Annotated in this window: 24 protein-coding genes; 13 read left to right on the top strand and 11 right to left on the bottom strand. The window is 69.5% G+C overall.

Going from position 1 to position 23,759, the window contains the following annotated elements:
* Window positions 1-27 precede the first annotated feature (27 nt).
* Window positions 28-1,281 carry an oligosaccharide flippase family protein gene (locus ACVW2K_RS17760; RefSeq protein WP_457203422.1) on the top strand — a complete coding sequence of 418 codons (1,254 nt, stop codon included), beginning with the start codon at window positions 28-30 and terminating at the stop codon, window positions 1,279-1,281.
* On the opposite strand, the gene polA is transcribed toward ACVW2K_RS17760, so the two are convergent.
* Window positions 1,240-3,936, bottom strand: a complete 2,697-nt coding sequence (polA, locus tag ACVW2K_RS17765) for a DNA polymerase I (protein ID WP_457203423.1) — start codon at window positions 3,934-3,936, stop codon at window positions 1,240-1,242. The two genes, ACVW2K_RS17760 and polA, sit on opposite strands and share 42 nt — an antisense overlap.
* A 42-nt stretch (window positions 3,937-3,978) precedes the next feature.
* Between polA and ACVW2K_RS17770 the strand changes: the two genes are divergently transcribed.
* Window positions 3,979-4,422: a PaaI family thioesterase gene (locus ACVW2K_RS17770; protein ID WP_028635767.1), complete on the top strand. Its 444-nt coding sequence runs from the start codon at window positions 3,979-3,981 to the stop codon at window positions 4,420-4,422.
* On the opposite strand, the gene ACVW2K_RS17775 is transcribed toward ACVW2K_RS17770, so the two are convergent.
* Window positions 4,410-4,991: a GNAT family N-acetyltransferase gene (locus ACVW2K_RS17775; RefSeq protein ID WP_036569087.1), complete on the bottom strand. Its 582-nt coding sequence runs from the start codon at window positions 4,989-4,991 to the stop codon at window positions 4,410-4,412. The genes ACVW2K_RS17770 and ACVW2K_RS17775 overlap by 13 nt on opposite strands.
* Before the next feature lie 108 nt (window positions 4,992-5,099).
* Here ACVW2K_RS17775 and ACVW2K_RS17780 point away from each other — a divergent pair, with 108 nt between their 5' ends.
* The 5 genes from ACVW2K_RS17780 to ACVW2K_RS17800 all read left to right on the top strand — a co-directional run bounded on the left by ACVW2K_RS17780 (window position 5,100) and on the right by ACVW2K_RS17800 (window position 9,371).
* Complete coding sequence (locus ACVW2K_RS17780; RefSeq protein ID WP_028635765.1) at window positions 5,100-5,846, top strand: DUF554 domain-containing protein; 747 nt, start codon at window positions 5,100-5,102, stop codon at window positions 5,844-5,846.
* Window positions 5,847-5,928: 82 nt separating this feature from the next.
* On the top strand, window positions 5,929-6,756 hold the full coding sequence (locus ACVW2K_RS17785) for an ABC transporter substrate-binding protein (RefSeq protein ID WP_036569085.1): 828 nt from the start codon (window positions 5,929-5,931) through the stop codon (window positions 6,754-6,756).
* Window positions 6,753-7,547 carry an amino acid ABC transporter permease gene (locus ACVW2K_RS17790; RefSeq protein WP_155991906.1) on the top strand — a complete coding sequence of 265 codons (795 nt, stop codon included), beginning with the start codon at window positions 6,753-6,755 and terminating at the stop codon, window positions 7,545-7,547. The genes ACVW2K_RS17785 and ACVW2K_RS17790 overlap by 4 nt, the downstream gene beginning before the upstream one ends.
* Complete coding sequence (locus tag ACVW2K_RS17795; protein ID WP_028635762.1) at window positions 7,544-8,278, top strand: amino acid ABC transporter ATP-binding protein; 735 nt, start codon at window positions 7,544-7,546, stop codon at window positions 8,276-8,278. The genes ACVW2K_RS17790 and ACVW2K_RS17795 overlap by 4 nt, the downstream gene beginning before the upstream one ends.
* Before the next feature lie 616 nt (window positions 8,279-8,894).
* A complete protein-coding gene (locus ACVW2K_RS17800; RefSeq protein ID WP_155991905.1) occupies window positions 8,895-9,371 on the top strand; it encodes a hypothetical protein in 477 nt (158 codons plus the stop codon).
* 355 nt (window positions 9,372-9,726) lie between these two features.
* Here ACVW2K_RS17800 and ACVW2K_RS17805 read toward each other — a convergent pair whose 3' ends face one another.
* Entirely contained in the window at window positions 9,727-10,881 is a 1,155-nt protein-coding gene (locus tag ACVW2K_RS17805) for a DUF222 domain-containing protein (protein WP_457203424.1), read from the bottom strand.
* A gap of 402 nt (window positions 10,882-11,283) precedes the next feature.
* Here ACVW2K_RS17805 and ACVW2K_RS17810 point away from each other — a divergent pair, with 402 nt between their 5' ends.
* Window positions 11,284-12,438 carry an IS30 family transposase gene (locus ACVW2K_RS17810; protein WP_457203425.1) on the top strand — a complete coding sequence of 385 codons (1,155 nt, stop codon included), beginning with the start codon at window positions 11,284-11,286 and terminating at the stop codon, window positions 12,436-12,438.
* Between the two features lie 64 nt (window positions 12,439-12,502).
* On the opposite strand, the gene ACVW2K_RS17815 is transcribed toward ACVW2K_RS17810, so the two are convergent.
* Complete coding sequence (locus tag ACVW2K_RS17815) at window positions 12,503-13,621, bottom strand: amidohydrolase family protein (RefSeq protein WP_457203426.1); 1,119 nt, start codon at window positions 13,619-13,621, stop codon at window positions 12,503-12,505.
* Between ACVW2K_RS17815 and ACVW2K_RS17820 the strand changes: the two genes are divergently transcribed.
* The 3 genes from ACVW2K_RS17820 to ACVW2K_RS17830 all read left to right on the top strand — a co-directional run bounded on the left by ACVW2K_RS17820 (window position 13,620) and on the right by ACVW2K_RS17830 (window position 15,714).
* Complete coding sequence (locus ACVW2K_RS17820; protein ID WP_457203427.1) at window positions 13,620-14,813, top strand: carboxylate-amine ligase; 1,194 nt, start codon at window positions 13,620-13,622, stop codon at window positions 14,811-14,813. The genes ACVW2K_RS17815 and ACVW2K_RS17820 overlap by 2 nt on opposite strands.
* 62 nt (window positions 14,814-14,875) lie before the next feature.
* Entirely contained in the window at window positions 14,876-15,193 is a 318-nt protein-coding gene (locus ACVW2K_RS17825) for an ArsR/SmtB family transcription factor (RefSeq protein ID WP_028635888.1), read from the top strand.
* Window positions 15,194-15,207: 14 nt separating this feature from the next.
* A complete protein-coding gene (locus tag ACVW2K_RS17830; protein WP_457203428.1) occupies window positions 15,208-15,714 on the top strand; it encodes an SRPBCC domain-containing protein in 507 nt (168 codons plus the stop codon).
* Window positions 15,715-15,735: 21 nt separating this feature from the next.
* On the opposite strand, the gene ACVW2K_RS17835 is transcribed toward ACVW2K_RS17830, so the two are convergent.
* Window positions 15,736-16,926: a metallophosphoesterase gene (locus ACVW2K_RS17835; protein WP_457203429.1), complete on the bottom strand. Its 1,191-nt coding sequence runs from the start codon at window positions 16,924-16,926 to the stop codon at window positions 15,736-15,738.
* Window positions 16,927-17,276: 350 nt separating this feature from the next.
* Between ACVW2K_RS17835 and ACVW2K_RS17840 the strand changes: the two genes are divergently transcribed.
* Window positions 17,277-17,768: a hypothetical protein gene (locus ACVW2K_RS17840; protein ID WP_457203430.1), complete on the top strand. Its 492-nt coding sequence runs from the start codon at window positions 17,277-17,279 to the stop codon at window positions 17,766-17,768.
* 119 nt (window positions 17,769-17,887) lie between these two features.
* Here the strand turns inward: ACVW2K_RS17840 and ACVW2K_RS17845 are convergent, their stop codons facing one another.
* A complete protein-coding gene (locus ACVW2K_RS17845; protein ID WP_457203431.1) occupies window positions 17,888-18,436 on the bottom strand; it encodes a DUF222 domain-containing protein in 549 nt (182 codons plus the stop codon).
* Window positions 18,418-19,050, bottom strand: a complete 633-nt coding sequence (locus ACVW2K_RS17850) for a hypothetical protein (protein ID WP_457203432.1) — start codon at window positions 19,048-19,050, stop codon at window positions 18,418-18,420. The genes ACVW2K_RS17845 and ACVW2K_RS17850 overlap by 19 nt, the downstream gene beginning before the upstream one ends.
* Before the next feature lie 309 nt (window positions 19,051-19,359).
* Between ACVW2K_RS17850 and ACVW2K_RS17855 the strand changes: the two genes are divergently transcribed.
* On the top strand, window positions 19,360-20,016 hold the full coding sequence (locus ACVW2K_RS17855) for a hypothetical protein (RefSeq protein ID WP_457203433.1): 657 nt from the start codon (window positions 19,360-19,362) through the stop codon (window positions 20,014-20,016).
* Window positions 20,017-20,060: 44 nt separating this feature from the next.
* On the opposite strand, the gene ACVW2K_RS17860 is transcribed toward ACVW2K_RS17855, so the two are convergent.
* From ACVW2K_RS17860 to ACVW2K_RS17875, 4 genes are read right to left on the bottom strand one after another with little or no spacing between them, the layout of a single operon-like run.
* The gene (locus ACVW2K_RS17860) at window positions 20,061-20,774 is read right to left on the bottom strand and encodes an ABC transporter ATP-binding protein (RefSeq protein WP_457203434.1); all 714 of its coding nucleotides are present in this window, start codon (window positions 20,772-20,774) and stop codon (window positions 20,061-20,063) included.
* Entirely contained in the window at window positions 20,764-21,558 is a 795-nt protein-coding gene (locus ACVW2K_RS17865) for an ABC transporter ATP-binding protein (protein ID WP_028635892.1), read from the bottom strand. Before ACVW2K_RS17865 ends, ACVW2K_RS17860 begins: the two co-directional genes overlap by 11 nt.
* Window positions 21,548-22,720 carry a branched-chain amino acid ABC transporter permease gene (locus tag ACVW2K_RS17870; protein ID WP_457203435.1) on the bottom strand — a complete coding sequence of 391 codons (1,173 nt, stop codon included), beginning with the start codon at window positions 22,718-22,720 and terminating at the stop codon, window positions 21,548-21,550. Before ACVW2K_RS17870 ends, ACVW2K_RS17865 begins: the two co-directional genes overlap by 11 nt.
* A complete protein-coding gene (locus ACVW2K_RS17875; protein WP_231496110.1) occupies window positions 22,720-23,736 on the bottom strand; it encodes a branched-chain amino acid ABC transporter permease in 1,017 nt (338 codons plus the stop codon). The genes ACVW2K_RS17870 and ACVW2K_RS17875 overlap by 1 nt, the downstream gene beginning before the upstream one ends.
* Window positions 23,737-23,759 lie beyond the last annotated feature (23 nt).

Genomic DNA, 23,759 nt, shown 5'->3' on the forward strand with positions numbered 1-23,759 from the left:
CGCGAGTCTCGCATACGCTTCCCTCCCGTGACCCCTTCGCGCCGCCTCACCCGGCTGCTGAGCGGCGGCGGTTCGATCGCCGTGGCGATGGCCGTCATGAACGTGGCGACGTACGGCTTCACGATGATCGCCGCCCGGCTGCTCGGCCCGCAGGCGTACGGCGCGTTCGCGAGCCTGATGGCCACGTTGCTGGTGATCACGGTCCTCCAGCTGGGCATCCAGGCCACCGCCGCGCGCCGGATCGCGGCCGAGCCCGAGCACATCGCGCAGATCGAGAAGACCATCCTCGGGGTCACCTACCGGGCGGCCGCGGCGCTCGGCGTGCTGCTCCTGGTGCTGTCGCCGCTGCTGAACGTGGTGCTCCGGCTGGACAGCTTGCTCACCGCCGCGCTGGTCTCGGTCATCTCGGTGCCGTTCACGATCATGGGCGGCCAGGCCGGCATCCTCCAGGGCGAGCGCCGCTGGCAGGCGCTGTCGGTGCTGTACGTGCTCAGTGGGGTGCCCCGCCTGGTCATCGGCACGCTCCTGATCGCCTGGCACCCGACCGAGGCCGCCGCGCTCGTCGGCACCGGGCTCGGCGCCTGCGCCCCGGTGGTCGCCGGCTGGTGGTTCCTTCGTCGCGCGCGCGACGAAGGGGTCCAGAGCGAGGACCACGGCTTCCGGAGGGTGATCCGGGAGTCGTTCCACAACTCTCAGGTGCTGCTCGCGTTCTTCGCGCTCTCCAACACCGACATCGTGATCGCCCGCAACGTGCTGACCGAGCACGACGCCGGCCTCTACGCCGGCGGGTTGATCCTGACCAAGGCCGTGCTGTTCCTGCCACAGTTCGTCGTGGTCGTCGCGTTCCCCTCGATGTCGACGGTGGGCGAGCGTCGGCGCGCGCTGACCGCCAGCCTCGGCCTGGTCGCGGTGCTGGGTGCCGTCGCGACCGCCGGGGCGGCGCTGCTGCCGCGCCTGGCGCTCGTCTTCGTGGGCGGCCAGCAGTTCGAGGAGATCGCCGACCACCTCTGGATCTTCGCGATCCTCGGCACCGTGCTGTCGATGCTGCAGCTGCTCGTCTACTCGGTGCTCGCCCGGCAGGGCCAGCGCTCGGCGTACCTGGTGTGGTCGGCGTTCGTGGTGGTCGTCGTCCTCGGCCTCACCACGTCCAGCCTGCGCGGGCTGCTGGCGGTGGTCATCACGGTCGACTCGGTCCTGCTGGCCGTACTGCTGGCGGTCAGCGTGTACGTGCTGCGCCCGTCAGTGGGCCGCGTCGTGCCAGCTCCGGCCGAAGCCGACTGACACGTCCAGCGGTACGGCGAGGTCGGCCGCGCGGCCCATCTGCTCACGGACCAGCGCCTCCAGCGCCTCCTGCTCGCCGGTCGCCACCTCGAACACGAGCTCGTCGTGCACCTGGAGCAGCATCCGGGACTGCAACCCGGCCTGCTCGATCGCGCCGTCGACGTAGAGCATCGCGATCTTGATGATGTCGGCCGCCGAGCCCTGGATCGGGGCGTTGAGCGCCATCCGCTCGGCCATCTCGCGACGCTGGCGGTTGTCGCTGGTCAGGTCGGGCAGGTAGCGGCGCCGGCCCTTGATGGTCTCGGTGAAGCCGGTCCTCCGGGCCTCCTCGACGACGCCGCCGAGGTAGTCGCGGATCCCGCCGAAGGTCTGGAAGTACTCGTCCATCAGCCCGCGCGCCTCGCCCGCCTCGATCCCGAGCTGCTGGCTGAGGCCGAACGCGGACAGCCCGTAGGCCAGGCCGTAGTTCATCGCCTTGATCTTGGCCCGCATCTCGACGGTCACGTCGTCGGCGGGGACGTCGAAGACCCGGGCCGCGGTGATCGAGTGGAAGTCACGACCGGACCGGAACGCCTCGATGAGCAGCGCGTCCTCGGACAGGTGCGCCATGATCCGCATCTCGATCTGGCTGTAGTCCGCGGTCATCAGGGACTCGAAGCCCTGCCCGACGACGCTCTGTCCGACGACGAAGCCCTCGCGGATCCGGCGACCCTCCTCGGTGCGGATCGGGATGTTCTGGAGGTTCGGGTCGGTGCTCGAGAGCCGGCCGGTCGCCGCGATCGTCTGGTTGAACGTCGTGTGGATCCGCCCGTCGCCGGCCACCGTCTTCAGCAGGCCCTCGATGGTCTGCCGCAGCCGGGAGACGTCCCGGTGGCGCAGCAGGTGCAGCAGGAACGGGTGCTCGGTCTTGACGTACAGCGCCTGCAGCGCGTCGGCGTCGGTGGTGTAGCCGGTCTTGGTGCGCTTGGTCTTCGGCATGCCGAGCTCGTCGAACAGCACGGTCTGCAGCTGCTTGGGCGAGCCGAGGTTGATCTCCTTGCCGATCACCGCGAACGCCTGCTCGGCGGCCTCGCGGACTTCGGCCGCGAAGTGGCCCTCGAGCGACTCGAGGTGCTCGGTGTCGACGGCGATGCCGGTCTGCTCCATCTTCGCGAGCAGGTCGACCAGCGGCAGCTCGATGTCGTGGAGCAGACGGGTGCCGCCGCGCTCCTCGAGCTCGTCGTCCAGGGCAGCGGCCAGGTCGAGGACGGCCCGCGCGTGCAGCATCTCCACCTCTCCGGCGCGGGTCCCGTCGAGCGTGTCGTCGAGGCCGTCGAGGCTCAGCTGCCCGTCGTCGGCCCCGCCCTGCTTGAGCTCGCGCTTGAGGTAGCGCACGGTCAGGTCGGCGAGGTCGTAGGAGCGCTGGTCGGGGCGGGCGAGGTAGGCCGAGAGCGCGGTGTCCCTCTCGAGGCCGGACAGCGGCATGCCCCACGCCGCGAGCGCCAGCATCGGGCCCTTCGCGTCGTGCAGCACCTTGGGCTGCTTCGGGTCCGCCAGCCACCCGGCCAGCGCCGCCTGGTTGTCGGCGTCGAGCTCGTCGGTGGCGACCCAGCCGGCGGCCCCGTCGCCGGTCGCCAGCGCGACACTGGTGACGTCACCGCTGCCGCCGCCCCACCGGCCCACGACATGCACGCCGACGCGGTCGCCCGAGGCGGCGTTCTGCTCCAGCCAGCCGGCCAGCTCGCCGGCGCCCAGGACGCTCATCGCGACGTCGAAGCCGGAGTCGTCGATGTCCTCCTCCGACGTCAGCGTCTCGAACAGCCGGTCCCGCAGCACCCGGAACTCCAGCCCGTCGAACAGGGTGTGCACCTCGTGCCGGTCCCAGGGGCGTACGACGAGGTCGACGGGGGCCTTGTCGAGCGGCAGGTCACGGACCAGGGCGTTCAGCTGGCGGTTGCGGATCACGTCGCCGAGGTGCTCGCGCAGCGCCTCGCCCTTCTTGCCGGTGATCTCGTCGGCGTGGGTGATGACGTTGTCGAGGCCGTCGTACTGGTTGATCCACTTCGCGGCGTAGCCCTGGCCGACGCCCGGCACGCCCGGCAGGTTGTCGGAGGTCTCCCCCACGATCGCCGCGAGCTCGGGGTAGCGGTACGGCGGGACGCCGTACTTCTCCTCGACGGCGGCCGGGGTCATCCGGGCCAGGTCCGAGACGCCGCGCATCGGGTAGAGCACGGTCGACCGCTCGGTCACGAGCTGGAGCGAGTCCCGGTCGCCGGTGAGGATCAGGACCTCCATCTCGTCGTCCTCGAGCGCCTGCGTGACGAGGGTCGCGATGATGTCGTCGGCCTCGTAGCCGTCCTTCTTCAGGAACGGGATCCGCAGCGCGTTGAGGACCTCCTCGATCAGCGGCAGCTGGCTGCTGAACTCGGTGGGGGTCTTGTTGCGCTTGGCCTTGTACTCGGCGTACTGCTCGAGGCGGAACGTCTGCCGGGAGACGTCGAACGCGACGCCGACGTGCGTGGGCTGCTCGTCGCGCAGCACGTTGATGAGCATCGAGGTGAAGCCGTAGACGGCGTTCGTGTGCTGCCCGGTCGTGGTGGAGAAGTTCTCGACGGGCAGCGCGAAGAAGGCGCGGTAGGCGAGCGAGTGTCCGTCGAGGAGCAGGAGGCGAGGCACCCTCCGACTCTAGTAGCCGGCGCCGACAGGCAGGATGTGCCCATGACCTCTGGTGGCGGGAACGAGCTGGACATCGACGACTTCATCGCCCAGATGCCGCAGGGCATGGGCGGCCTCAACGAGAAGATGGGCATCGAGCTCCTCGAGATCTCCGCCGAGCGGGTGGTCGCGACCATGCCGGTCGAGGGCAACACCCAGCCCTACGGACTCCTCCACGGCGGCGCGTCGGTGGTCCTCGCCGAGACGCTGGGGTCGGTCGGCTCGGCGATCCACGCGCACCCCGACAAGCTGTCGGTCGGCATCGAGATCAACGCGACCCACCACCGCTCCGCGACCTCCGGCACCGTGACCGGTACGGCGACCGCGATCCACCTCGGCCGCACGACGGCGACCTACGAGGTCGTCATCACCGACGAGCGCGGCAAGCGGGTCTGCACGTCCCGGATCACGTGCGCCCTGATGCCGCGGGACCGCTACGACTCCTGAGCCGCGGAGGCCCGCGAGCGGCGCATCGAGCGCCGGGCCGCGAGCACTTGGGTCAGCTGCCGGCCACCGCTCGAGGTGACCGGGCGGCGGTGGGCGGAGAGCCGGGAGCGCACGGCGTGGGTCGTCGCGATGCGCAGCACGGCGTACGGACCGAGCGCGATGCGGGCCATGAAGCGGTTCGCGTCCCGTGACCCGGCGACTGCTGCGGTGGCGACGTGCCCGATGCCGAGCTCCTCGGCCCACGAGACGGCGGCGTCCATCAGCGCGCTGCCGATGCCGTGCCGCTGGAACCGGGGCAGCACGTGCGGCGAGAGCGCTCGGAGGACCGGCTCGTGGTTGAGCGGGGACATCGTGGTGGCCTGGAGGTGCACGGCCCCGGCGAACTCGCCGTCATACTCCGCGACGACGATGCGCTCGTCCTCGGACGCCTCGACCCGGGCGATCACGGTGTCGAGGTCGGCGACCTGCTCCTCACGGCCGTTCCGACGGATGACGTCGGTCCAGAGCTCAGCGAGGTGCGGCGCGTCCGCGGTCGTGGCGGCGCGCAGCGACACGAGGGTACGCGTCATCGAGTCATGGCCTTTCGAGACCTCCTCCTCGCCACGTCTCGTGTCCCCCGAACGCGGCACCAAAGAAGGAGACTACGCTCAGGCCCGCCTTCCTGTCAGAGGAGTCCCTTGATCCCCGGTATCGGCACCGTCGTCAACGTCGCCACCGTCCTCGTGGGCGCCACGATCGGCGTGCTGCTGGGCAACCGGCTGCCGATGCGCACGCGCGACCTGGTGACCGACGCGCTCGGCCTGGTCACCCTCCTGATCGCGGGCACGTCGGCGATCGCGGTCACCAGCGACGACCTCTCGGCCGAGGTCGGCGACAGCGCCCCGATGCTGATCGTGCTCGGGTCGTTGCTCCTGGGCGGGATCGCCGGCTCGCTGTTGCGGCTCGAGAGCCGGGTCGAGGGGTTCGGCGGCTGGCTCCAGGCGCGCCTGGCCGGTGCCGCGGACTCCGCGGAGCGGCACCGCTTCATCGAGGGCTTCGTGGTCTCCTCGCTGGTGTTCTGCACCGGTCCCCTCACCATCCTGGGGTCGCTGAACGACGGGCTCGGGAACGGCGCCGACCAGCTGTTCCTGAAGGCGGCGCTGGACGGCTTCGCGGCGATCGCGTTCGCGGCGTCGTTCGGCTGGGGCGTCGCGGCCAGCGCGATCACGATCGTCGCGATCCAGGGCTCCCTGACGCTGCTCGGCTACGCGCTCGGCGACGTGCTCCCCGACGCCCACCTCGCGGCGATCACCGCCACCGGAGGCCTGCTCCTGGTCGGGGTCGCGCTGCGGCTCCTCCGGATCCGCGAGATCCCGGTCGCGGACCTGCTCCCGGCCCTCGTGGCCGCTCCCCTGCTGGTCGAGATCGTCAGCGCCGTGCGCTAGCGGATGGACCGGTACCGGACCGTGATCCAGCCCCGACGGGGACCGTTGCACGGGACGTGAGCGCCACCACTACAGTGCTCGCATGCTGATCCGACCCCTGCGCTCCGCCCTCGCCGCCACCGCCTTCGCGGCGCTCGCGATCTCGCTCACCGCGTGTGGCTCCGACTCCGACTCGTCGGGCACCGACTCGTCCGGCTCCGCCGACCTGGGCCTGATCTCCTCGGGCACGCTGACCGTCTGCTCCGACGTCCCGTACCCGCCGTTCGAGAACTTCGACAAGTCGACCCCGACCGGCTTCGCGGGCTTCGACGTCGACATCGTCGAGGCGATCGCCCAGCAGTTGAACGTGAAGGTCGAGATCAAGGACTCCGACTTCAACGCCCTCCAGAGCGGCCTGGCGCTGAACGCCGGCCAGTGCGACATGGCGGCGAGCGCGATGACGATCACGCCGGAGCGCGAGGCGAAGATCGGCTTCAGCGACGGCTACTACGACTCCGAGCAGTCCCTGCTGGTCCCCGCCGACTCGAGCATCACCTCGATCGACGACCTGGACGGCGTCAAGGTCGGGGTCCAGAAGGGCACCACCGGCGAGTCGTACGCCAACGAGCACGCCTCGGGCGCGGACATCGTGGTCTTCCCGAGCGACGGCGAGATGTACGCCGCGATCAAGGCCGGCCAGGTCGAGGCGCTGCTCCAGGACCTGCCGGTCAACCTCGACCACCAGAACGACCCCAAGGCCGCCGGCCAGTTCAAGGTCGTCGAGACCTACGACACCGGTGAGACCTACGGCCTGGCGATGAAGAAGACCAACACCGGCCTCATCGACGCCGTCAACGCGGCCCTGCAGAAGATGAAGGACGACGGCGACTACAAGAAGATCTACGACACCTACTTCGCCACCGACCAGTGAGCCTGAGGCGGACCACCAAGCGCCGCCTGCGACACGGGGCGCTCTACGGCGTCCTCGTGGTCGCCGCGCTCGCCGTGGTGCTGGGCGCGGACTGGGAGGCCGTCAAGGTCAACTTCTTCGACTCCGAGACCTGGCAGGCCCTGTGGCCCGACATCATCCTCACGGCGGCGAAGAACACGGTGAAGTACACGGTGCTCGCCTTCGCCGGCGGCATCGCGCTGGCGCTCGTGCTGGCGCTGATGAAGCTCTCGCCGCTGCGCGGCTACCGGTACCTCGCGACGATCTACATCGAGTTCTTCCGTGGCCTGCCGGCCCTGGTGGTCATCATCGTGATGGCGCTCGGCGTACCGCTGGCGTTCCAGTGGCAGCCGCCGGGCGGCACCGTCGGCGCCGGCATCATCGCGCTGATCCTGGTGTCGTCGGCGTACATGGCCGAGACCCTGCGGGCCGGCATCCAGGCCGTGCCGAAAGGGCAGCGCGAGGCCGCGCAGTCCCTGGGCATGAGCGGCTTCTGGACGATGGTCACCGTCGTGCTCCCCCAGGCGATCCGGATCGTGATCCCGCCGCTGACCAACGAGTTCATCCTGCTGGTCAAGGACACCTCGCTGCTGGCGTTCGTGGGCATGCAGGCCAACCAGGTCGACCTCACCTCGTTCGGCCAGCAGGGCCTCGTGACCTACGCCAACGCCAGCCCGCTCATCGCGATCGCGCTGGTCTACCTGATCATCTCGATCCCGGCCAGCCAGCTGGTGGCCTACCTCGAACGACGACAGATGAGGGCGGCCCGATGAGCACCCCGGCCATCCAGGTCTCCGGCCTGCACAAGTCCTTCGGCGAGCACGAGGTGCTCAAGGGCATCGACTTCGAGGTCGCCGAGGGCCAGGTCGTCTGCGTGATCGGCCCGTCCGGCTCGGGCAAGTCGACGCTGCTGCGCTGCGTCAACCGCCTCGAGGAGCCGACGTCCGGCCAGATCTTCGTCGAGGGGATCGACATCTGCGACCCGGAGGTCGACCTGGACGCTGTCCGCAGCCGGATCGGGATGGTCTTCCAGCAGTTCAACCTGTTCCCGCACATGAGCGTGCTGGGCAACCTCTGCGTCGCGCAGCGACGGGTGAAGCGGCGCTCGAAGAGCGAGGCCGTCGAGGTCGCCCGGCGCAACCTGGCGAAGGTCGGCCTCGCCGAGCGCGAGACCGCCTACCCCGCGCAGCTCTCCGGCGGCCAGCAGCAGCGGGTCGCGATCGCCCGCGCGCTGTCGCTGGACCCGGACATGATGCTCTTCGACGAGCCCACGAGCGCGCTCGACCCCGAGCTCGTCGGCGACGTGCTGGCGGTCATGCGCGACCTGGCGGCCGAGGGCATGACGATGATGGTCGTCACCCACGAGATGGGCTTCGCCCGCGAGGTCGGCGACAACCTGGTCTTCATGGACGACGGCGTGATCGTCGAGGAGGGCGACCCGCGCACGGTCCTCTCCGCCCCGCAGCACGAGCGGACCCAGGCCTTCCTCTCCAAGGTTCTTTGACCTTCCGTTGAGGGGGTCCCGGCGGCTGCCGCGGACCGGGACGGCCGCGGTCACCGGATGAGCCGATGACCGTGCGCTTCGGCGGCAAGAGGTCCGTACCAGCGCTCGGAACCGACGAATCCCCCAATGTGTGGGATGCACCAGGAAACGGTTGAAGAGCAGGATCCGATCATCGCGATAGCACGGCCGAACGCCTTCGAGGTTCGAAAGGGCGTGTCTCGCGCAGAAGGGACACCCCATGATGATCGCCGTCACTATCGTCGTCGCCATCCTCGCCGGAGCCGCCTTCGCGAATATTGCCAAGCATTTCGGTCTCTGACGCGCGCATCGAGCCGACAGCACGCCGCCGGATTCCCCGCCGCGTCATGGACGGATCGCAACGGGATGCTGCGCCGAACATTCCATGCCCCGGCCTGGGGACAGCGGTTGTCCACGGGTAGGGCTCAGGCGGTCCGGTCGATACGCACTTGCATGCCGCGTTGACGATCGGTCGGTCGCTGCGGCGTCGTGGGCGGATGGATACCCGCTCCCATTTCGCGCAACTTGGGTATTCCCAGCAGCGGAGATCCGAACACGATGGAGGCAACCGCCAACTCAACTATGGATGGGGAGTCTCATGTCCACACCACGTATGCGTGCGTTCGCTCTTGCCGCCATCCTGGCCGGAGCGCTGGTCGGCGTCCCGTCCGGTACCGCAGCCGGAGCAGTGCAGGAGCGCGTTTCAGGCAACGTCCGGTTCTTGGCCATCGGAGATGGGCACGGACCCGACAGTGTTGTGGCGAACGGCGTCATTCACGACCACGGCATTGACCGGGTTCTCGGTCCGCGACGGGATCGATTCGTCTTCTCGGCCGGCAACATCATCGTCCGGCACAAGCCACGCCACTCGCGCGACCACTACGACCCGGTCACCTGTCATTTCTCGTTCGTCGAGCGTGGCACCTGGCAGGCAGTTCGGGGCACGCGGGCCTACGACGACGTGCGCGGCCACGGTCGGTATGTGGTGCACGGGCACGGCGTTGGCTGCAATCAGAACCAGCGACCTGAGGTGTTCGTCTCCCTGGTTCGAGCGCGGGGGCACCTTAGCTACTGATCTTGGACCTGGCCTGGTCGTCCGTCGACCGGCGACGCAGCGCAGCGAGGTGCCGTCCAGCCGGGCCGGACAGCCATGCTCGAGATCGTCAACCGGGGTCCGCGGCGTTCGCCGCCACGGATGCGCTCGAGGTCGCCGAAGCAGCCTTACAAGGCACGCCGGGCATTGGAGCGTCCGCCCGAGACGGAGGCTCGCGCGTCCGGCTGTCGGGTCCGAGTCCGTGGTTCCGCGGACTCCGCACCGCCTCGACTCGCCCGGAGCAGCCGCACTTCGCGCGGCTCACGGCGTTGGGGTGTTGGCAGGCGGGACCGCGCCCATCGGCCGGTCTGTGGTGGAGGTTCGTAGGCCGGTCGGCCTAGGTTCGTCGGTGGAACCTGGTGTGGTGTTTCGGGCAGAGGAGCCTGCCGTGCTCGACGTCGGTGGGTCCGCCGCGGCTCCAGGGGATGTCGTGATGGACGTGACACATCGCCGGCGGCCAATCGCAGCCCGGCTCGGCGCAGCCCTTGTCCCGGAGGGCGATCGCGGTCCGCTGTGCCTTGGTGTGGAACCGGCGGGTGCGGCCGAGGTCGAGGACCTCGGAGTTGCCGCCGAGCACGGCGGGGATGATCCCGGCCTCGCACGCGAGCCGGCGGGCGGTGGCGGGGGTGATCTTCTCCCCGGTGTCCAGCAGCGCGGCCTGCTCGAGCTTCCCGAGGAGGCTGTCGAGCGTCATGGTGACCACGATGGTGGCCGAGACGCCCCCGGTCTGGGGGAGCTGGTGGGCGGGGTAGCGCTCGATGAGCTCGCAGAAAGCCCGACCCCGGCGTTCGGGTCCGGGGCGCAGCGGGACGCCCGGCTCCTGCGGTTCCTGCCGTTTGGGGGCGGCGATTGCGAGCAGCATCTTCTTCAGCGCGGCACCGTGGAAGGACGGGACGGTGAACCGGCCGTGGCACTTGCCGTGCCCGTCGTCGACCATGACCAGCTTGGTGGCCAGCAGCGCGTCGCGTTCCTCGCGGGCGAGCTGCCGCGCCTCGTACTCATCCGCCAGGTCGGGGGCGACCACGTCCATCAGCCGCTTGCCCAGGATCCGCAACGTCGGGGCGGTGTGCTCGCGCCCGGCGGCCACCAGGTGCCGCTCGGCCCGGTCCACCACGGCCGTGTCGAGGTCCCCGGGCAGCTGGTCCAGCGCGGCGACGATCACCCGCGCCTGCTCGACCACCAGGTCACCGGCCGCCAGCGCGTCGCGGACATGGCCCCGGGTGACCAGGGCCTGGCCGAGCCTGACCTGGCCCAGCACCACGGGCTTGGTCTGCCGGGTCCGGTGCGCCCACGTATCGACCTGTTCGTCGTCGGCGTGCTCGGCGACCCGGGCCTCCAGCTCGGCGACCTGCGCCTTCAACCTACTGAGCTCCACGAGGGTCGCGGTGGTCTCCGCGGCATCCATGGACCACACCGACGCATCGCTCACCGCATCCAGTGCGGCGTGGGCGTGGGCGACCGCCACCGAGACCCGGTGTCGAGGTGTGGCCATCGCTGTCATGGTGCTACTCAAGCACCGGCCACCGACATCGAGAGGCCTAGAACCCGTTGTTACACAGGGTCCTGGGTAACGAACAGGTCACGATTCCGAACCGCTTTCCACAGCCGGCGCGGCCATCGGATCCGCAGGCCGGGGGCCGGCGCCGACCACCCGCCCACCGTTCCGTTTGCTGCCTTTCGGTCGCCACCACCCAGGGCCGGAAGCCCACGGCCATCCATCCCCTGGCGTTGAGCTCATCCGGCCGACCCGCGTGGACGACCACCGGCGGCCGACGTTCCAGCCAGACTCCGCCGCCGGAGCGCCGGCGCGTCCCGGCATTGGTCCCGAACGAATCCGGACATACCGGCGCTCTCAATGAGTCATCGCAACACTTCCTGATTGAAGGAGGTCGCGATGGCGCGTCAGAGCTATCAGCGGTTGTCGCCTGCAGACATCGACGAGATCTGGAGGCGGTTGCGGTCCGGGCACTCGGTCAAGCCGACTGCTCGGGCTCTGGGTCTGCCGACCAGCACGGTGCGGACCTACCTGATTCGGTGCGGTGGGATCAGACCTGATCCACGACATCGAGCAGTCGGTCGATTGAGCCTCGAAGAGCGCGAAGAGATCTCGCGTGGTCTGGCCGCCGGGTTGTCGCTTCGGGCGATCGCGGCAGGTCTGGGTCGGTCGCCGTCGACGATCAGCCGTGAGGTCAGCGGCAACGGCGGCCGGCGCCGGTACCGGGCCACGGTCGCTGACCAAGCCGCGTGGGCCAGGTCGACCCGTCCAAAGACGTGCAAGTTGGCCGGCAACCCGGTGCTGGCTGGCATCGTGACCGAGAAGTTTCAATGCCGGTGGTCGCCCCAACAGATCGCCGGTTGGTTGAAGCTGACCTATCCCGACGACCCAGGGATGCACGTGTCGCACGAGAGCATCTACCGCACCCTGTTCGTGCAGTCCCGCGGTGCCCTGCGCAAGGAGTTGACCGCCTACCTGCGCACCGGCCGGGTCATCCGACGCTCGCACGGGATGCGGCTGCCTGATGGTCGAGGTTCCCGGCCGGGGATCGTCAACATCAGCGAACGCCCAGCTGAAGCCGAGGACCGTGCCGTGCCCGGTCACTGGGAAGGCGACCTGGTCTTCGGCCGGGGCATGAGTCCGGTCGCCACCCTGGTCGAACGGTCCACCCGCTACCTGCTGCTGGTCGGGTTGCCGGCCGGCAACCACAAGGCCGACGCCGTCGCCGACGCCCTGGCCGCAGCAGTGCAGCACCTGCCCAAGCACCTGGCGAAGTCGCTGACCTGGGACCAGGGCCACGAGATGGCCGAGCACAAGCGGTTCACCAACCAGACCGGCATCGACGTCTACTTCTGCGACCCGAAGTCGCCCTGGCAGCGCGGCAGCAACGAGAACACCAACGGGCTGCTGCGCCAGTACATGCCCCGACGACTCGACTTCCGCACTCTCACACAAGACGACCTCGACGCCATCGCACTCGAGCTCAACGACCGTCCTCGACAGACCCTCGCCTTCAAGACACCATCACAAGCAGTAGCCGAGGTGTTGCGTTGACCGCCTGAGCCGGCACCGTCAACCGCACGTTGCCGGTTCCGTGACGTTGGTGAAGGCCCCCAAGTCAGCTCGGCAGTGTCGCCGCGGGGGTGCGGGCCACCATGGCCGCGATCATGATGAGGTCGCGCCCGGGGGCGAACTGGTTGCGGCGGGGAAGGTCGTGGCTTTGCTCGTCGTAGAGGTCGAGCAGGCGGAGCACCGACGCGGCCACCGGCTGGTCGGGGTCGTCGGCGGGCAGGTCACACGCGTGCCGGGCGACCTGGATCGGGGTGCCCGGGTCCTCGCCGCGCTGCATCGGCTCGAGGGCCGCGACCAGGCTCTCGACCAGCACCTCGAGCGCGGGTGTGATCGGGCGTGCCTCAACGGCAGGCGCCGGACCGAGATCCAGCGGCTCCTCACCGTTGGCCAGCCGGGCCACCTGTCCGCCCGCCACCGAGCGCAGCTGCGGAGCGTCGAGCCCAGCCTGAAGGCCACACCGCACCGCCGCGATCGCTGCGGCCAGAGGGGTGCTGTACGGCAGATCGGAGGCCGCCAGGATGCGCCCGGGTGGCACCAGCCGCATCAGGGCCATCAGGTGAGCTGGGGACCACCACGACGTGTCGTAGAAGATCGACGGCGCCGAAGCAGCCTCGCGCCACAGCCAGGCGAGGTCGACCAAGGCGCAGTGCGCCAGGATCATCCGCACCTGCGGATAGCGCTCGCTCACGTCGAGAACCGTGCGCCCGATGGTCTCGAGCTCGGGGCCCGCGTGCACCACTACCGGCAGCCGCTGAGCGTCGGCGATCTCGAACACACCCTCCAGCCGAGGGTCACCCAGCTCGAACTGGTCACTGGATGGATGCAGCTTGATCCCACGGGCGCCGGCATCGAGTGCGTCGCTGAGCAGCCGTACCGGATCTCCACCCGGGGTGAGGCGTGCCAGCGCGGTGAGCCGACCGCGGCTGGCTGCGGCCTGCTCGATGCAGCGCCGGTTCGGCTCGCGGTAGCCATCGGGCTCGGTGAGGGGGAAGACGAGCGCCCGGCCGTCGCACAGGTCCAGCGAGTCGGTCAGCTCGGCGACCGTGGCCGAGAACCCGCTCGGGTCCTGCGCTCCGACATGGGTGTGGGCGTCGTAGACCTCGAGTGCGCCCACGTCCGCGCGCAGGGCTTCGAACCAGGGAACGAGCAGCTCGTCGGCGTACATGCGGTTCTCCGGGGTCGATCTGGTGGCCGGTAGGACCCACACTGACACGACGGCCGACGACGAGCACGGCCTGCCGCTCGAAAGGAAGGCGATGAGCCCACGCCGGTTCGGCATCGAGGAGGAGCTGCTCCTCGTCGACGACTGCGGCGCGCCCGCGGCGCGAGCACGCGACCTGCTTGCCCGCTGCGCCGCTGCCGACGACCTGCTCCCCGGCACCGTGCTGGTGCATGAGTTCTTCCAGGCGCAGGTGGAGACCGTGACCCCTCCGCTCCACAAGCTTGCCGACGCGGAAGATCATCTTCGCGCGGCACGGGCGTCGCTGGCCCGCAGCGGGGCAGTACTGGGCGTCAGCCCCCTGGCCGTCGCCGTCCCCGTCCTCGCCACGCCACCGGGTCCGTACGTCGAGCACGAACGATTCGCTCGCATCACCCAGCACTACGCCGGGCTGGCGGCCGAGTCCCTCATGTGTGCGCTGCACGTGCACGTCGAGGTGGCGAGCCGGGAAGAGGGGGTCGCGGTGCTGGACGGCGTCCGCCCGTGGCTGCCGTTGCTGACAGCCGTGAGCGCGAACTCCCCGTTCTGGCACGGCCGTGACACAGGGTTTGCGAGCTGGCGCTCTCAGCTCTGGCAGCTGTGGCCGAGCAGCGGTCCGCACGAGGTCTTCGGCGACCTGGCCGCCTACGACGCCCTCATCGATCGACTGCTGCGCGACCAGACGATCCTCGACGTGGGGTTGCTCAATCTCCAGGTCAGGCTGTCGGCCCGATACCCCACGGTGGAGTTCCGGATTGCCGATGTGTGCACCTCGCTCGACGACACCCTGCTCGTAGCGGCCCTGGCTCGCGGACTGACCGAGACAGCTGCCCGCGAGGCCGGCCAGGGCATCGGCCCGGCACCGTGGCGCGTGGACAGTCTCCGCAGCGCCGGATGGCGCGCAGGTCGCTTCGGTGTCAACGACTCACTCGTCGACCCCCGAAGCGGCGCGCTGGTGCCGGCTGCGACCGCTCTCGAGACCTTGGTCGACCACGTGCGAGATGCGCTCGACGACGCAGGCGACCTCGAGCGGGTCACCGCGAGCTTGCCGCGAATGGCCCGCGAAGGCTGCGGCGCCGATCACCAACGCCGCGCCGCCGCCGGCGGTGACCTGATGGCAGTGATCGACGACCTACGGGTCCGCACCGTCGCGGGCTGATCAAGCACAGGCCCGCGCTATGTACCTTGACGGTTACATACCCGACTCGGTACTTTCGGTTCATGGACGTCGTGCTGCACGCGCTGGCGGACGAGAGCCGCCGTACGGTTCTCGAGATCCTCCGCGACCACGCAGCGACCTCGGGAGAGCTGGCAGAGGCCCTTCCGATCGCTCGCCCGGGCGTGTCCCGGCACCTCCGCGTGCTGCGGGAGGCCGGGCTGGTCGACGTCCGCCAGGACGCGCAGCGTCGGATCTACACACTCCGCCCGGAGGCGCTCGTCGAGGTCGACGAGTGGCTGGGCAAGTACCGCCAGCTCTGGGAGAACCGGCTCGGCGCCCTCCACACCGAGATCGCACGAGGAAAGAAGGCACGACAGTGACCACGATCGCGACGATGCGAACACTCGACGAGACCGGCGGAGCAGTCCGCGTGGAGGACGTCTACGACACGGACATCGGCGACCTCTGGCAGGCGTGTACGACGCCTGAGCGGCTGGCCCGCTGGATCGCCCGGGTCGACGGCGACCTGCGGGTCGGCGGTACGGTCCTGTGCGTCTTCACGAGCAGCTGGACCGGCGCGGCACGCGTCGAGGTGTGCGAGGCGCCCCACCACCTGCTGCTGACGACGGAGCCGGGTACGGACGACGAGGGACAGATCGAGGCGTGGCTGACCGAGGAGGGCTCCAGGTCCCGCTTGGTCGTGGAGGAGCGTGGCCTGCCGATCACACACCTCCCGTTCCACGCCTCCGGTTGGCGGGTCCACCTCGAGGATCTCGGTCGGTCGCTGGAGATCGACGGGCCGGTCCATCCGGAGGGCTGGAGCTCCGAGGCCGGGGCGTCCGGCTGGAAGGACCGCTGGGAAGAGCTCACGCCCACGTACCAGCTGATGGAGATCGGCTGATGTCGATCTGATCGGCGGGGGTCAGCCCTCCGTCCGCGACCATGAGAACGGGCCGAAGGACGTACCGGTCGTGGGCTGGTGGCCGCCGGGGGTGACCACGAGCCTCAGGTACTCCAGCGGCACCGTGCTCCCATGGACGACGATGCGGTGGAAGTTGGGCACGGCGTACGACGGGTGGCTTCGCCAGGCGTCGTAGGAACACACGTCCCCGTCGCCGGCGCAGGGTGCGCTCTGCTGGAGCGGGTTGTCCGAGCGGTAGACGTGCGAGTCACCCTCGAGGGCGAGCACCGGCCGGCCGAACGCCAGGGTGTGGTCGGCCAGACTCTTCACGAGCGGCTCGTACTGGCTCAGGTGGGTCTGCGGCTTCCCGTCGAGGTCCCACATGTCCGCCTGCTGGACCACGACGAGACCCTGCGCGTCTCGGGCCGACGCGATCGCGAAGGCGCGGTCCAGCCAGCGCAGGTCGGTGGCGGTGCGCTGCCGGGTCGCGGTGGCCTGCTCGTCGCTCATCGCCGGCGCGCCGTACCAGGGGTCGGTGTCGTTGTTCGAGCCGCCGGGGATGTCGAGCGTGACGAACACGAAGCCCTTGCGCTGCCAGATCACGTTCTCGACGTACTGGGCGTCGTCCGGGTGCGCCGGGTCGTACGCCGCGGCTTGCGAGATCGTCCGGAGCGCGCCGCTGCCGAGCGTGCCACCCGGCGTGGGGAAGAAGAGCGAGCGGACCAGGTCGAGGTTCTGCACCGGGTTGCCGCCTGCGTAGTCGACCAGGTTGCCGTTCGAGTCCCTGACGTAGTCGACCTCCCCGGTCGTCCGGTTGTACGTCCCGCCGCCCTCGGCGGCCTTGTGGCAGTCGGTCCACTCGTTGTCACCGGGCGTGTAGACCAGGGGGTCCGCGAAGCGGCTCCAGAGGTCGGCGACCTGGCGGTCGTACGCCTCGGTGCAGTACTGCTTGCCGGAGTGGATGTCGCCGACATGGATCACGGTGCTGATGTCGGGGTCGGCATTCACCGCGTCGATGAACGCCGGCGTCGCGTCGGTCTCCGAGGAGTCGGTGGGGTTCGCGCCGTACGGCGCATCGCCGTACACCGCGTAGGAGAACGAGCCGTTCGTGTCCGGCTTCCCACCTCCCGCGGGTGGGGCTGCGTGGGCCGCGAGCGGGAGCACGGCCAGGGCAGCGCCGACAGCGACGAGCGGGGCGAGAGAGATGCGCATGTCACTCCTGGGTTCGGGGATGTCCGAACTTTGACGTCGCCTTCCGGGCAGCACTCGACCTCCGGGTGAACCGCCGGCGAACATCGACGGGCGGGCGACTACGGGTTCAGCCGCTTGTCGACGCTCGTCTGAAAGTCTTCAGAGGTGTTCGCATACGGGAGCGAACATGTCAGGGATGGGGATGCCCGGGGCCGAGCAGATCGGCTACCAGCCGTCGCGTGGTCGCCAGTCGATGAGCTGGTCGCCATCGCCAACTTCGAGGAAATGATCCATCTTCGCCGACCAGTGACTGCTTGCCGCGCCCATCGTGGACCCGGAAGCCAGGGCGCCATCATGCGGAGGAACGCCACGTGAGGAAGAGAGAGTCGACGGTCGTCGCCCTGACGGCAGGGGCCGTGACCGGAGCGGTCTTCGTCGCCCCGATGTTGATCGGCTTGATACCCGACAGCACGCTCGACCCGCGGACGGAAGGACGGGTCTCCACGGCCGATCGACATCAGGCAGCCAATGTCGTGAGCGCATGGCGGCGCAACGGCGAGTACAGCGAGTGCATGGAGGGGCGTGGCTACGACGTGCCGTGGCAGGAAACCATCGCCCTCGCCCCGGAACTCGACGACGATCCAGCGTTGGTCAAGTTGTACAAGGAGACCCACATCACGGAGGGAGACGAAGAGGCGGTGTGGAGCACCCGAGGGTTCCTCCATGCGGCCCGTGACTGCCGCGTTCTGGGGCCTGAGAGACCGGGGATCTCCGACTACAACAGGGTCAAGGATTGGAAGCGCGTCCTGGCGGAAGCGAGACAGCACGGCTGGTCACCAGACGACCCGTTCGCCTTGGACTGACGGCTCGGCGAAGGGCGCACATCTACTCGCATTCCCGCGCGGTTCGCGGCGTTGGATGCTCGCAGGCGGGACCGCGCCCGTCGGCCGGTCTGTGGTGGTGCTTCGTCGGGCAGGTCGGCCTAGGTTCGTCGGTGGAACCTGGTGTGGTGTTTCGGGCAGAGGAGTCGGCCGTGGTCGAGGTCGGTGGGTCCGCCGCGGCTCCAGGGGATGTCGTGATGGACGTGGCACATCGCCGGGGGCCAATCGCAGCCCGGCTCGGTGCAGTGCTGGTCCCGGAGGCCGATCGCGGTCCGTTGGGCCTTGGTGTGGAACCGGCGGGTGCGGCCCAGGTCGAGGACCTCAGAGGGTCCGCCGAGCACGGCGGGGATCAGGCCGGCCTCGCAGGCCAGCCGGCGCGCGGTGGCGGCGGAGATCTTCTCCCCGGTGTCCAGCAGCGCGGCCTGCTCGAGCCGGCCTTCGAGGGCCTCGAGGGTCATGGTCACCACGATGGTGGCCGACACTCCGCCGGTCTGGGGCAGCTGGTGGGCGGGGTAGCGCTCGATGAGCTCGCAGAACGCCCGGCCCCGGCGTTCGGGTCCGGGGCGCAGCGGGACGCCGGGTTCCTGGGGTCCCAGCCGTTTGGGGGCGGCGATCGCGAGCAGCATCTTCTTCAGCGCGGCGCCGTGCAAGGACGGGACGGTGAAACTCCCGTGGCACTTGCCGTGCCGTCGTCCCACATCTCCAGCTTGGTGGCCAGTAGCGCGTCGGCCTCTTCGCGGGCGAGCTGCTTGGCTTCGTAGGCGTCGGCCAGGTCGGGGGCGACCACGTCCATCAGTCGCTTGCCCAGGACCCGCAACGTGGGGGCGGTGTGCTCGCGTCCGGCGGCGACCAGGTGCCGCTCGGCCCGATCGACCAGAGTCGGGTCGAGGTCGCCGGGCAGCTGGTCCAGCGCGGTGACGATCACCCGGGCCTGTTCGACCACCAGGTCACCGGCCGCGAGCGCGTCCCGGACATGACCGCGGGTGACCAGGGCCTGGCCGAGCTTCACCTGGCCGAGCACCGCGGGCTTGGTCTGCCGGGTCCGGTGCGCCCACGCGTCCACGGTCTCGTCGTCGGCGTGCTCGGCGACCCGGGCCTCGAGCTCTGCCACCTGCGCCTTCAACCGGGTGATCTCCACGAGGGTCGCAGTGGTCTCCGCGGCGTCCATGGACCACACCGACGCATCGGTCACCGAGCCGGCCAGGTCACGCATCTGCGCAACCGTGACCGAGACCCGGTGCCGGGGTGTGGCCATCGCTGTCATGGCTCTACTCAAGCACCGGCCACCGACACTGAGAGGCCCACAACCCCTTGCTCCACAGGGATCTGGGTCACGAACAGGTCACGATTCCGAGTCGCTTTCCACAGCCGGCGCGGCCCCCGGGACCCGCAGGCCGGGAACCGGCGACGACCACCCGCCCACCGTCCCCGTAGCTGCCTTTCGGTCGCCACCACCCACGGCCATCAACCCGCGAGCCCGGCGACAGCAGACCCCCACCCACCGGTCCGTAGCTGCCAGTCCACTCATCTGCCCGCAGTGTTCGTCCGCCAGACGCCTGGGTACCTCGGCGGAATGAAGCCGCTCGAAGTCGGCCTCGTCGCTGACCCAGCCAAGCCCACCCAGATCGCCCGCCGGTTCGGCGGCTGCCGTTCGTCGGATGGTGAGAATCGGCGCGATTGGGACGTCGAAGTGGTCAGCGAGCCCTTCACCGTCGCCTGTGAGGACGTGGGTACGGTGCTGTCACGGCTCACGGATCGAGGCCAGGAGCGTCACTGGGACGTGGTCGTCGGGCTCACGGAGCTTCCCCTCCGCGACGGCGATGGCCGCTACCTGCTCGTCGAGACCGACCCGCAGCACCGGACAGCGGTGCTGTCCCTGCCCGCGCTCGGCGGCCTTCGCATGCACAGACGCAGCCGTCACGCGTTGCGCGAACTGATCAGCGGCATGGCAGATCCCGGCGCGGACAGCGGCCTGAACCTGGTGTGGGCGATGTTCGTTCTCGACCCCGCCGTAATGGGCGGATACCTCGGCATGACGCTGAGCTACCGCGACCTGTTCGTCCTGAGCTGGTTCGTCGCATCGGCAGCCACCGTCGGCGGCGCGCTGGGCAGCGGACTGGAGTCGGACGAAGCGATCCGTGCAGCCGCGTACTCCAAGCGAGAGCAGGACCGCCGCAACCGGCTCGCGCGTGAGGAGAAGCCGAACACGGAGACATCGACCCGGTCGTGAGCGCTCCTGTCAGGCGGCGACCGACGACGGGGAATGCGGGCTCGTCAGAGATCGCCGCCGAGGTACGCCGCCCGCACCGACTCGTCGCCCGCGAGCTGCGCGCCGGTGCCCGAGCGCACGATCTCGCCGGTCTCCAGCACGTACGCCTCGTCGGCGGCCTTGAGCGCCTGCGCGGCGTTCTGCTCCACGAGCAGCACGGTCGTGCCCTGCGCGTTGATCTCCTTGATGATCGAGAAGATCTGCTGGATCAGCTTGGGCGCCAGGCCCATCGACGGCTCGTCGAGCAGGACCACCCGCGGGCGCGCCATCAGCGCGCGCCCGATCGCCAGCATCTGCTGCTCACCGCCCGAGAGGGTGCCCGCGACCTGCGCGATCCGCTCCTGCAGTCGCGGGAAGAGCCCGAGCGCCCGGTCCAGGTCGGCGGCGACGCCGGCCTTGTCCTTGCGGGCGTAGGCGCCCATGTCGAGGTTCTCGCGCACCGTCATGCCGGGGAAGATCCCGCGGCCCTCGGGCGACTGGCTCAGCCCGAGCTTCACCCGCTCGTACGGCGGGAGGTGCGTGATCTCGTTGCCGTCGAAGACCACCCGGCCGGCACGCACCCGGCGCAGGCCGGACAGCGTCTTCATCGTGGTCGTCTTGCCGGCGCCGTTCGCCCCGATCAGCGTGACGACCGACCCCTCCTCGACGGTGAAGCTGATGTCGCGGATCGCCTCGATGTGGCCGTAGTTGACGCACAGGCCCTCTACCTCAAGAAGCATCTTCTTCGTCCACTCCCAGGTAGGCGGCGATGACGGCCGGGTTGTCGCGGATCTCGGCGGGCGAGCCCTCGGCGATCTTGCGACCGAACTCGAGGACGACGATCCGGTCGGTCACGCCCATCACGAGCCGCATGTCGTGCTCGATCAGCAGCACCGTGATGCCCTGGTCGCGCACCTTGCGGATCAACTCCATCAGGCGCTGCTTCTCCGCCGGGTTGAAGCCCGCGGCCGGCTCGTCGAGGCACAGCAGCTTCGGGTGCGTCGCCATGGCGCGCGCGATCTCGAGGCGGCGCTGGTCGCCGTACGACAGGTTCTCGGCCAGCTCGTCGGCGCGCCCGCGCACCCCGACGAAGTCGAGGAGCTCGAGCGCCTCCTCGCGGGCCGCCGCCTCGGTGCGCCGGTGCAGCGGGGTGCGGAACAGCGCGTTCAGCAGCCCCACCTTGCTGCGGGCATCGGCGCCGACCATCACGTTCTCCACGGCCGTCATGGCCTTGAAGAGGCGGATGTTCTGGAAGGTGCGCGCGATCCCGAGCTTGGTGATCGCGTACCGCTTCATCTTGGCCAGCCGGGTCCCGTCGAAGCGGATCTGGCCGCTGGTCGCCTGGTAGACGCCGGTCATGACGTTGAAGCAGGTCGTCTTGCCGGCGCCGTTGGGGCCGATCAGGCCGAGGATCTCGCCCTCGCGGATGTCGAAGGACACCTGGTCGAGCGCGGTCACGCCGCCGAACCGGATGGTGACGTCGTCGACCTCGAGCAGGGCGCGACCGGGGTTCTCAGAGGACATCGACCGGCTCTCCTTCCAGTTCCTCGATCTTCTCCTGGGCAGCGAGCGCCCGCCTGGTCCTGCGTGGCGGCAGCAGCCCCTGTGGTCGCCAGATCGCCAGCAGCATCAGCGCCAGGCCGAAGAACAGCAGACGGTAGTCGGCGAAGTCCCGGAACCGCTCGGGCAGGTACGCCACGATCGCGCCGCCGAGGATCGCACCCCAGCGGTTGCCGGCCCCGCCGACGATCACCGCGGCCACGAAGAGCATGGACAGCAGCAGCGGGAAGCTCTGCGGGTTGATGTAGCCGCTCTGGCTGCTGGCGTAGAACGAGCCCGAGAGGCCGCCGATGGCCGCGCCCATCGCGAACGCGAGCAGCTTGTAGCGGAACGTCGGGACGCCCATGAGCTCGGCGGCCTCCTCGTCCTCGCGGGTCGCCTCCCACGCTCGTCCGACCCGGCTCGACAGCATCAGCTTGTCGGCGATGAAGACGAGGATCAGGACGGTGAGCACGAGCCAGTAGTACGGCACCGCGTCGAGCGCACCGAACACCAGCACGTGGGTCTCGTGCACCCGGTCGAGCGACGGCACGAAGCCGTCCCACTGCACGCGCGGGATCGCGAACCAGCCGCCCGGGTCGAACGGCGGCGTCGGCTCCGGCCCGAGGTTGTTCGGGTGCGGGATGTCCTTGATGCCGGCCGCCGCGCCGACCCACTCGACGTTGGTCACCGTGATCCGGATGATCTCTCCGAACCCGAGCGTGACGATCGCGAGGTAGTCACCCCGCACGCGCAGTGTCGGCGCACCCAGGAGCACACCGGTCAGCATCGTGACGCCGATCGCGACCGGGAGCGCCAGGAAGAACGGCCAGCTGAAGTGGTACACGGTCAGGACGGCCGTCGTGTAGGCGCCGACGCAGTAGAAGCCGACGTACCCGAGGTCGAGCAGGCCCGCGTAGCCGATGACGATGTTGAGCCCCAGCGCCACGAGCGCGAACGCGATGACGCGGAACATCACGCCGCCGAAGTCGATGCTGTTGGTCGTCAGGATCGGCGGCCGCAGCAGCGGCAGCGCGTAGACGAACACCAGCAGCAGCGTGACGAAGAGGATCCTGAAGATCTTGGGCTGGGCGTTGTAGCGGTCGACCACGCGGTCCCAGCGCCTGGCGATTCCGAGCCCGGCCATCACGCACGCGCCTTTCCGAGGGACTCACCGAGGATGCCGGACGGACGGACCAGCAGGATCAGCACCAGGAGGACGAAGGAGACGACGTCGCGCCACTCGTTGCCGAAGACGGCCGCGCCCCAGTTCTCCATGACACCGAGCGTCAGACCGCCCAGGAGGGCTCCTCGCAGGTTGCCGATGCCGCCCATGACGGCGGCGGTGAACGCCTTGACACCGAGGAGGAAGCCGGCGCTCTGCTTCGTCGCGCCGATCTTCATCATGTACAGGGTCGCGGCGACACCCGCCGCGAGGCCACCGATGAGGAACGTGATCTGCACGACCCGGGTCGCGTTCACCCCCATCAGCGCCGCCGACTCCGGGTCCTGGGCCACCGACCGGATGCCGCGGCCGAACCGCGTCCGGCGCACGAGCTGGTCGAGGACGATCATCATGGCCAGGGCCGCGACGATGATCGTCAGGTCCACGTCGGTGACCGTGTAGCCGCCGATGTCGAACAGGCCGTGCGGCTCGATCGTGACCGGGTTCGTGTAGACGTCACGGGCCTTGGCCGGGGTGACGTAGTTGGCCAGCTTGTTGTCCACCCCGAACCAGCCGGCGAAGCGGTCCCGCAGGCCCATGGCCTCGGACAGGGCGAACGACGCGCCGATCGCCGAGATCAGGATGATCAGCTTCGGCGCGTTCTTCTTGATCAGGGGCCGGTACGCCACGCGCTCGAGCAGCAGCGCGATGGCCGCCGACATCGCCATGGCGGCCACGAGGGCCACCAGGAGTGTCGGTGCGGCCTGCTTGAGGTCCCACGTCGCCGAGCCGGTGCCGTGCAGGAACACGAACACCCAGGCCACCGCGAAGGTCCCGTACATGAAGACCTCAGAGTGGGCGAAGTTGATGAGCTGCAACACGCCGTACACCATGGTGTAGCCGAGTGCGATCAGCGCGTAGATCGCGCCGAAGACCAGCCCCCCGATGGTGAAGCTGAGGAAGCTGTCGAAGCTGCCGAAGAGCGCGCCCAAATCCAAGTGAAGACTCCTCAGTCGTTCTG

This window comes from Nocardioides sp. HB32 (genome assembly GCF_054058995.1).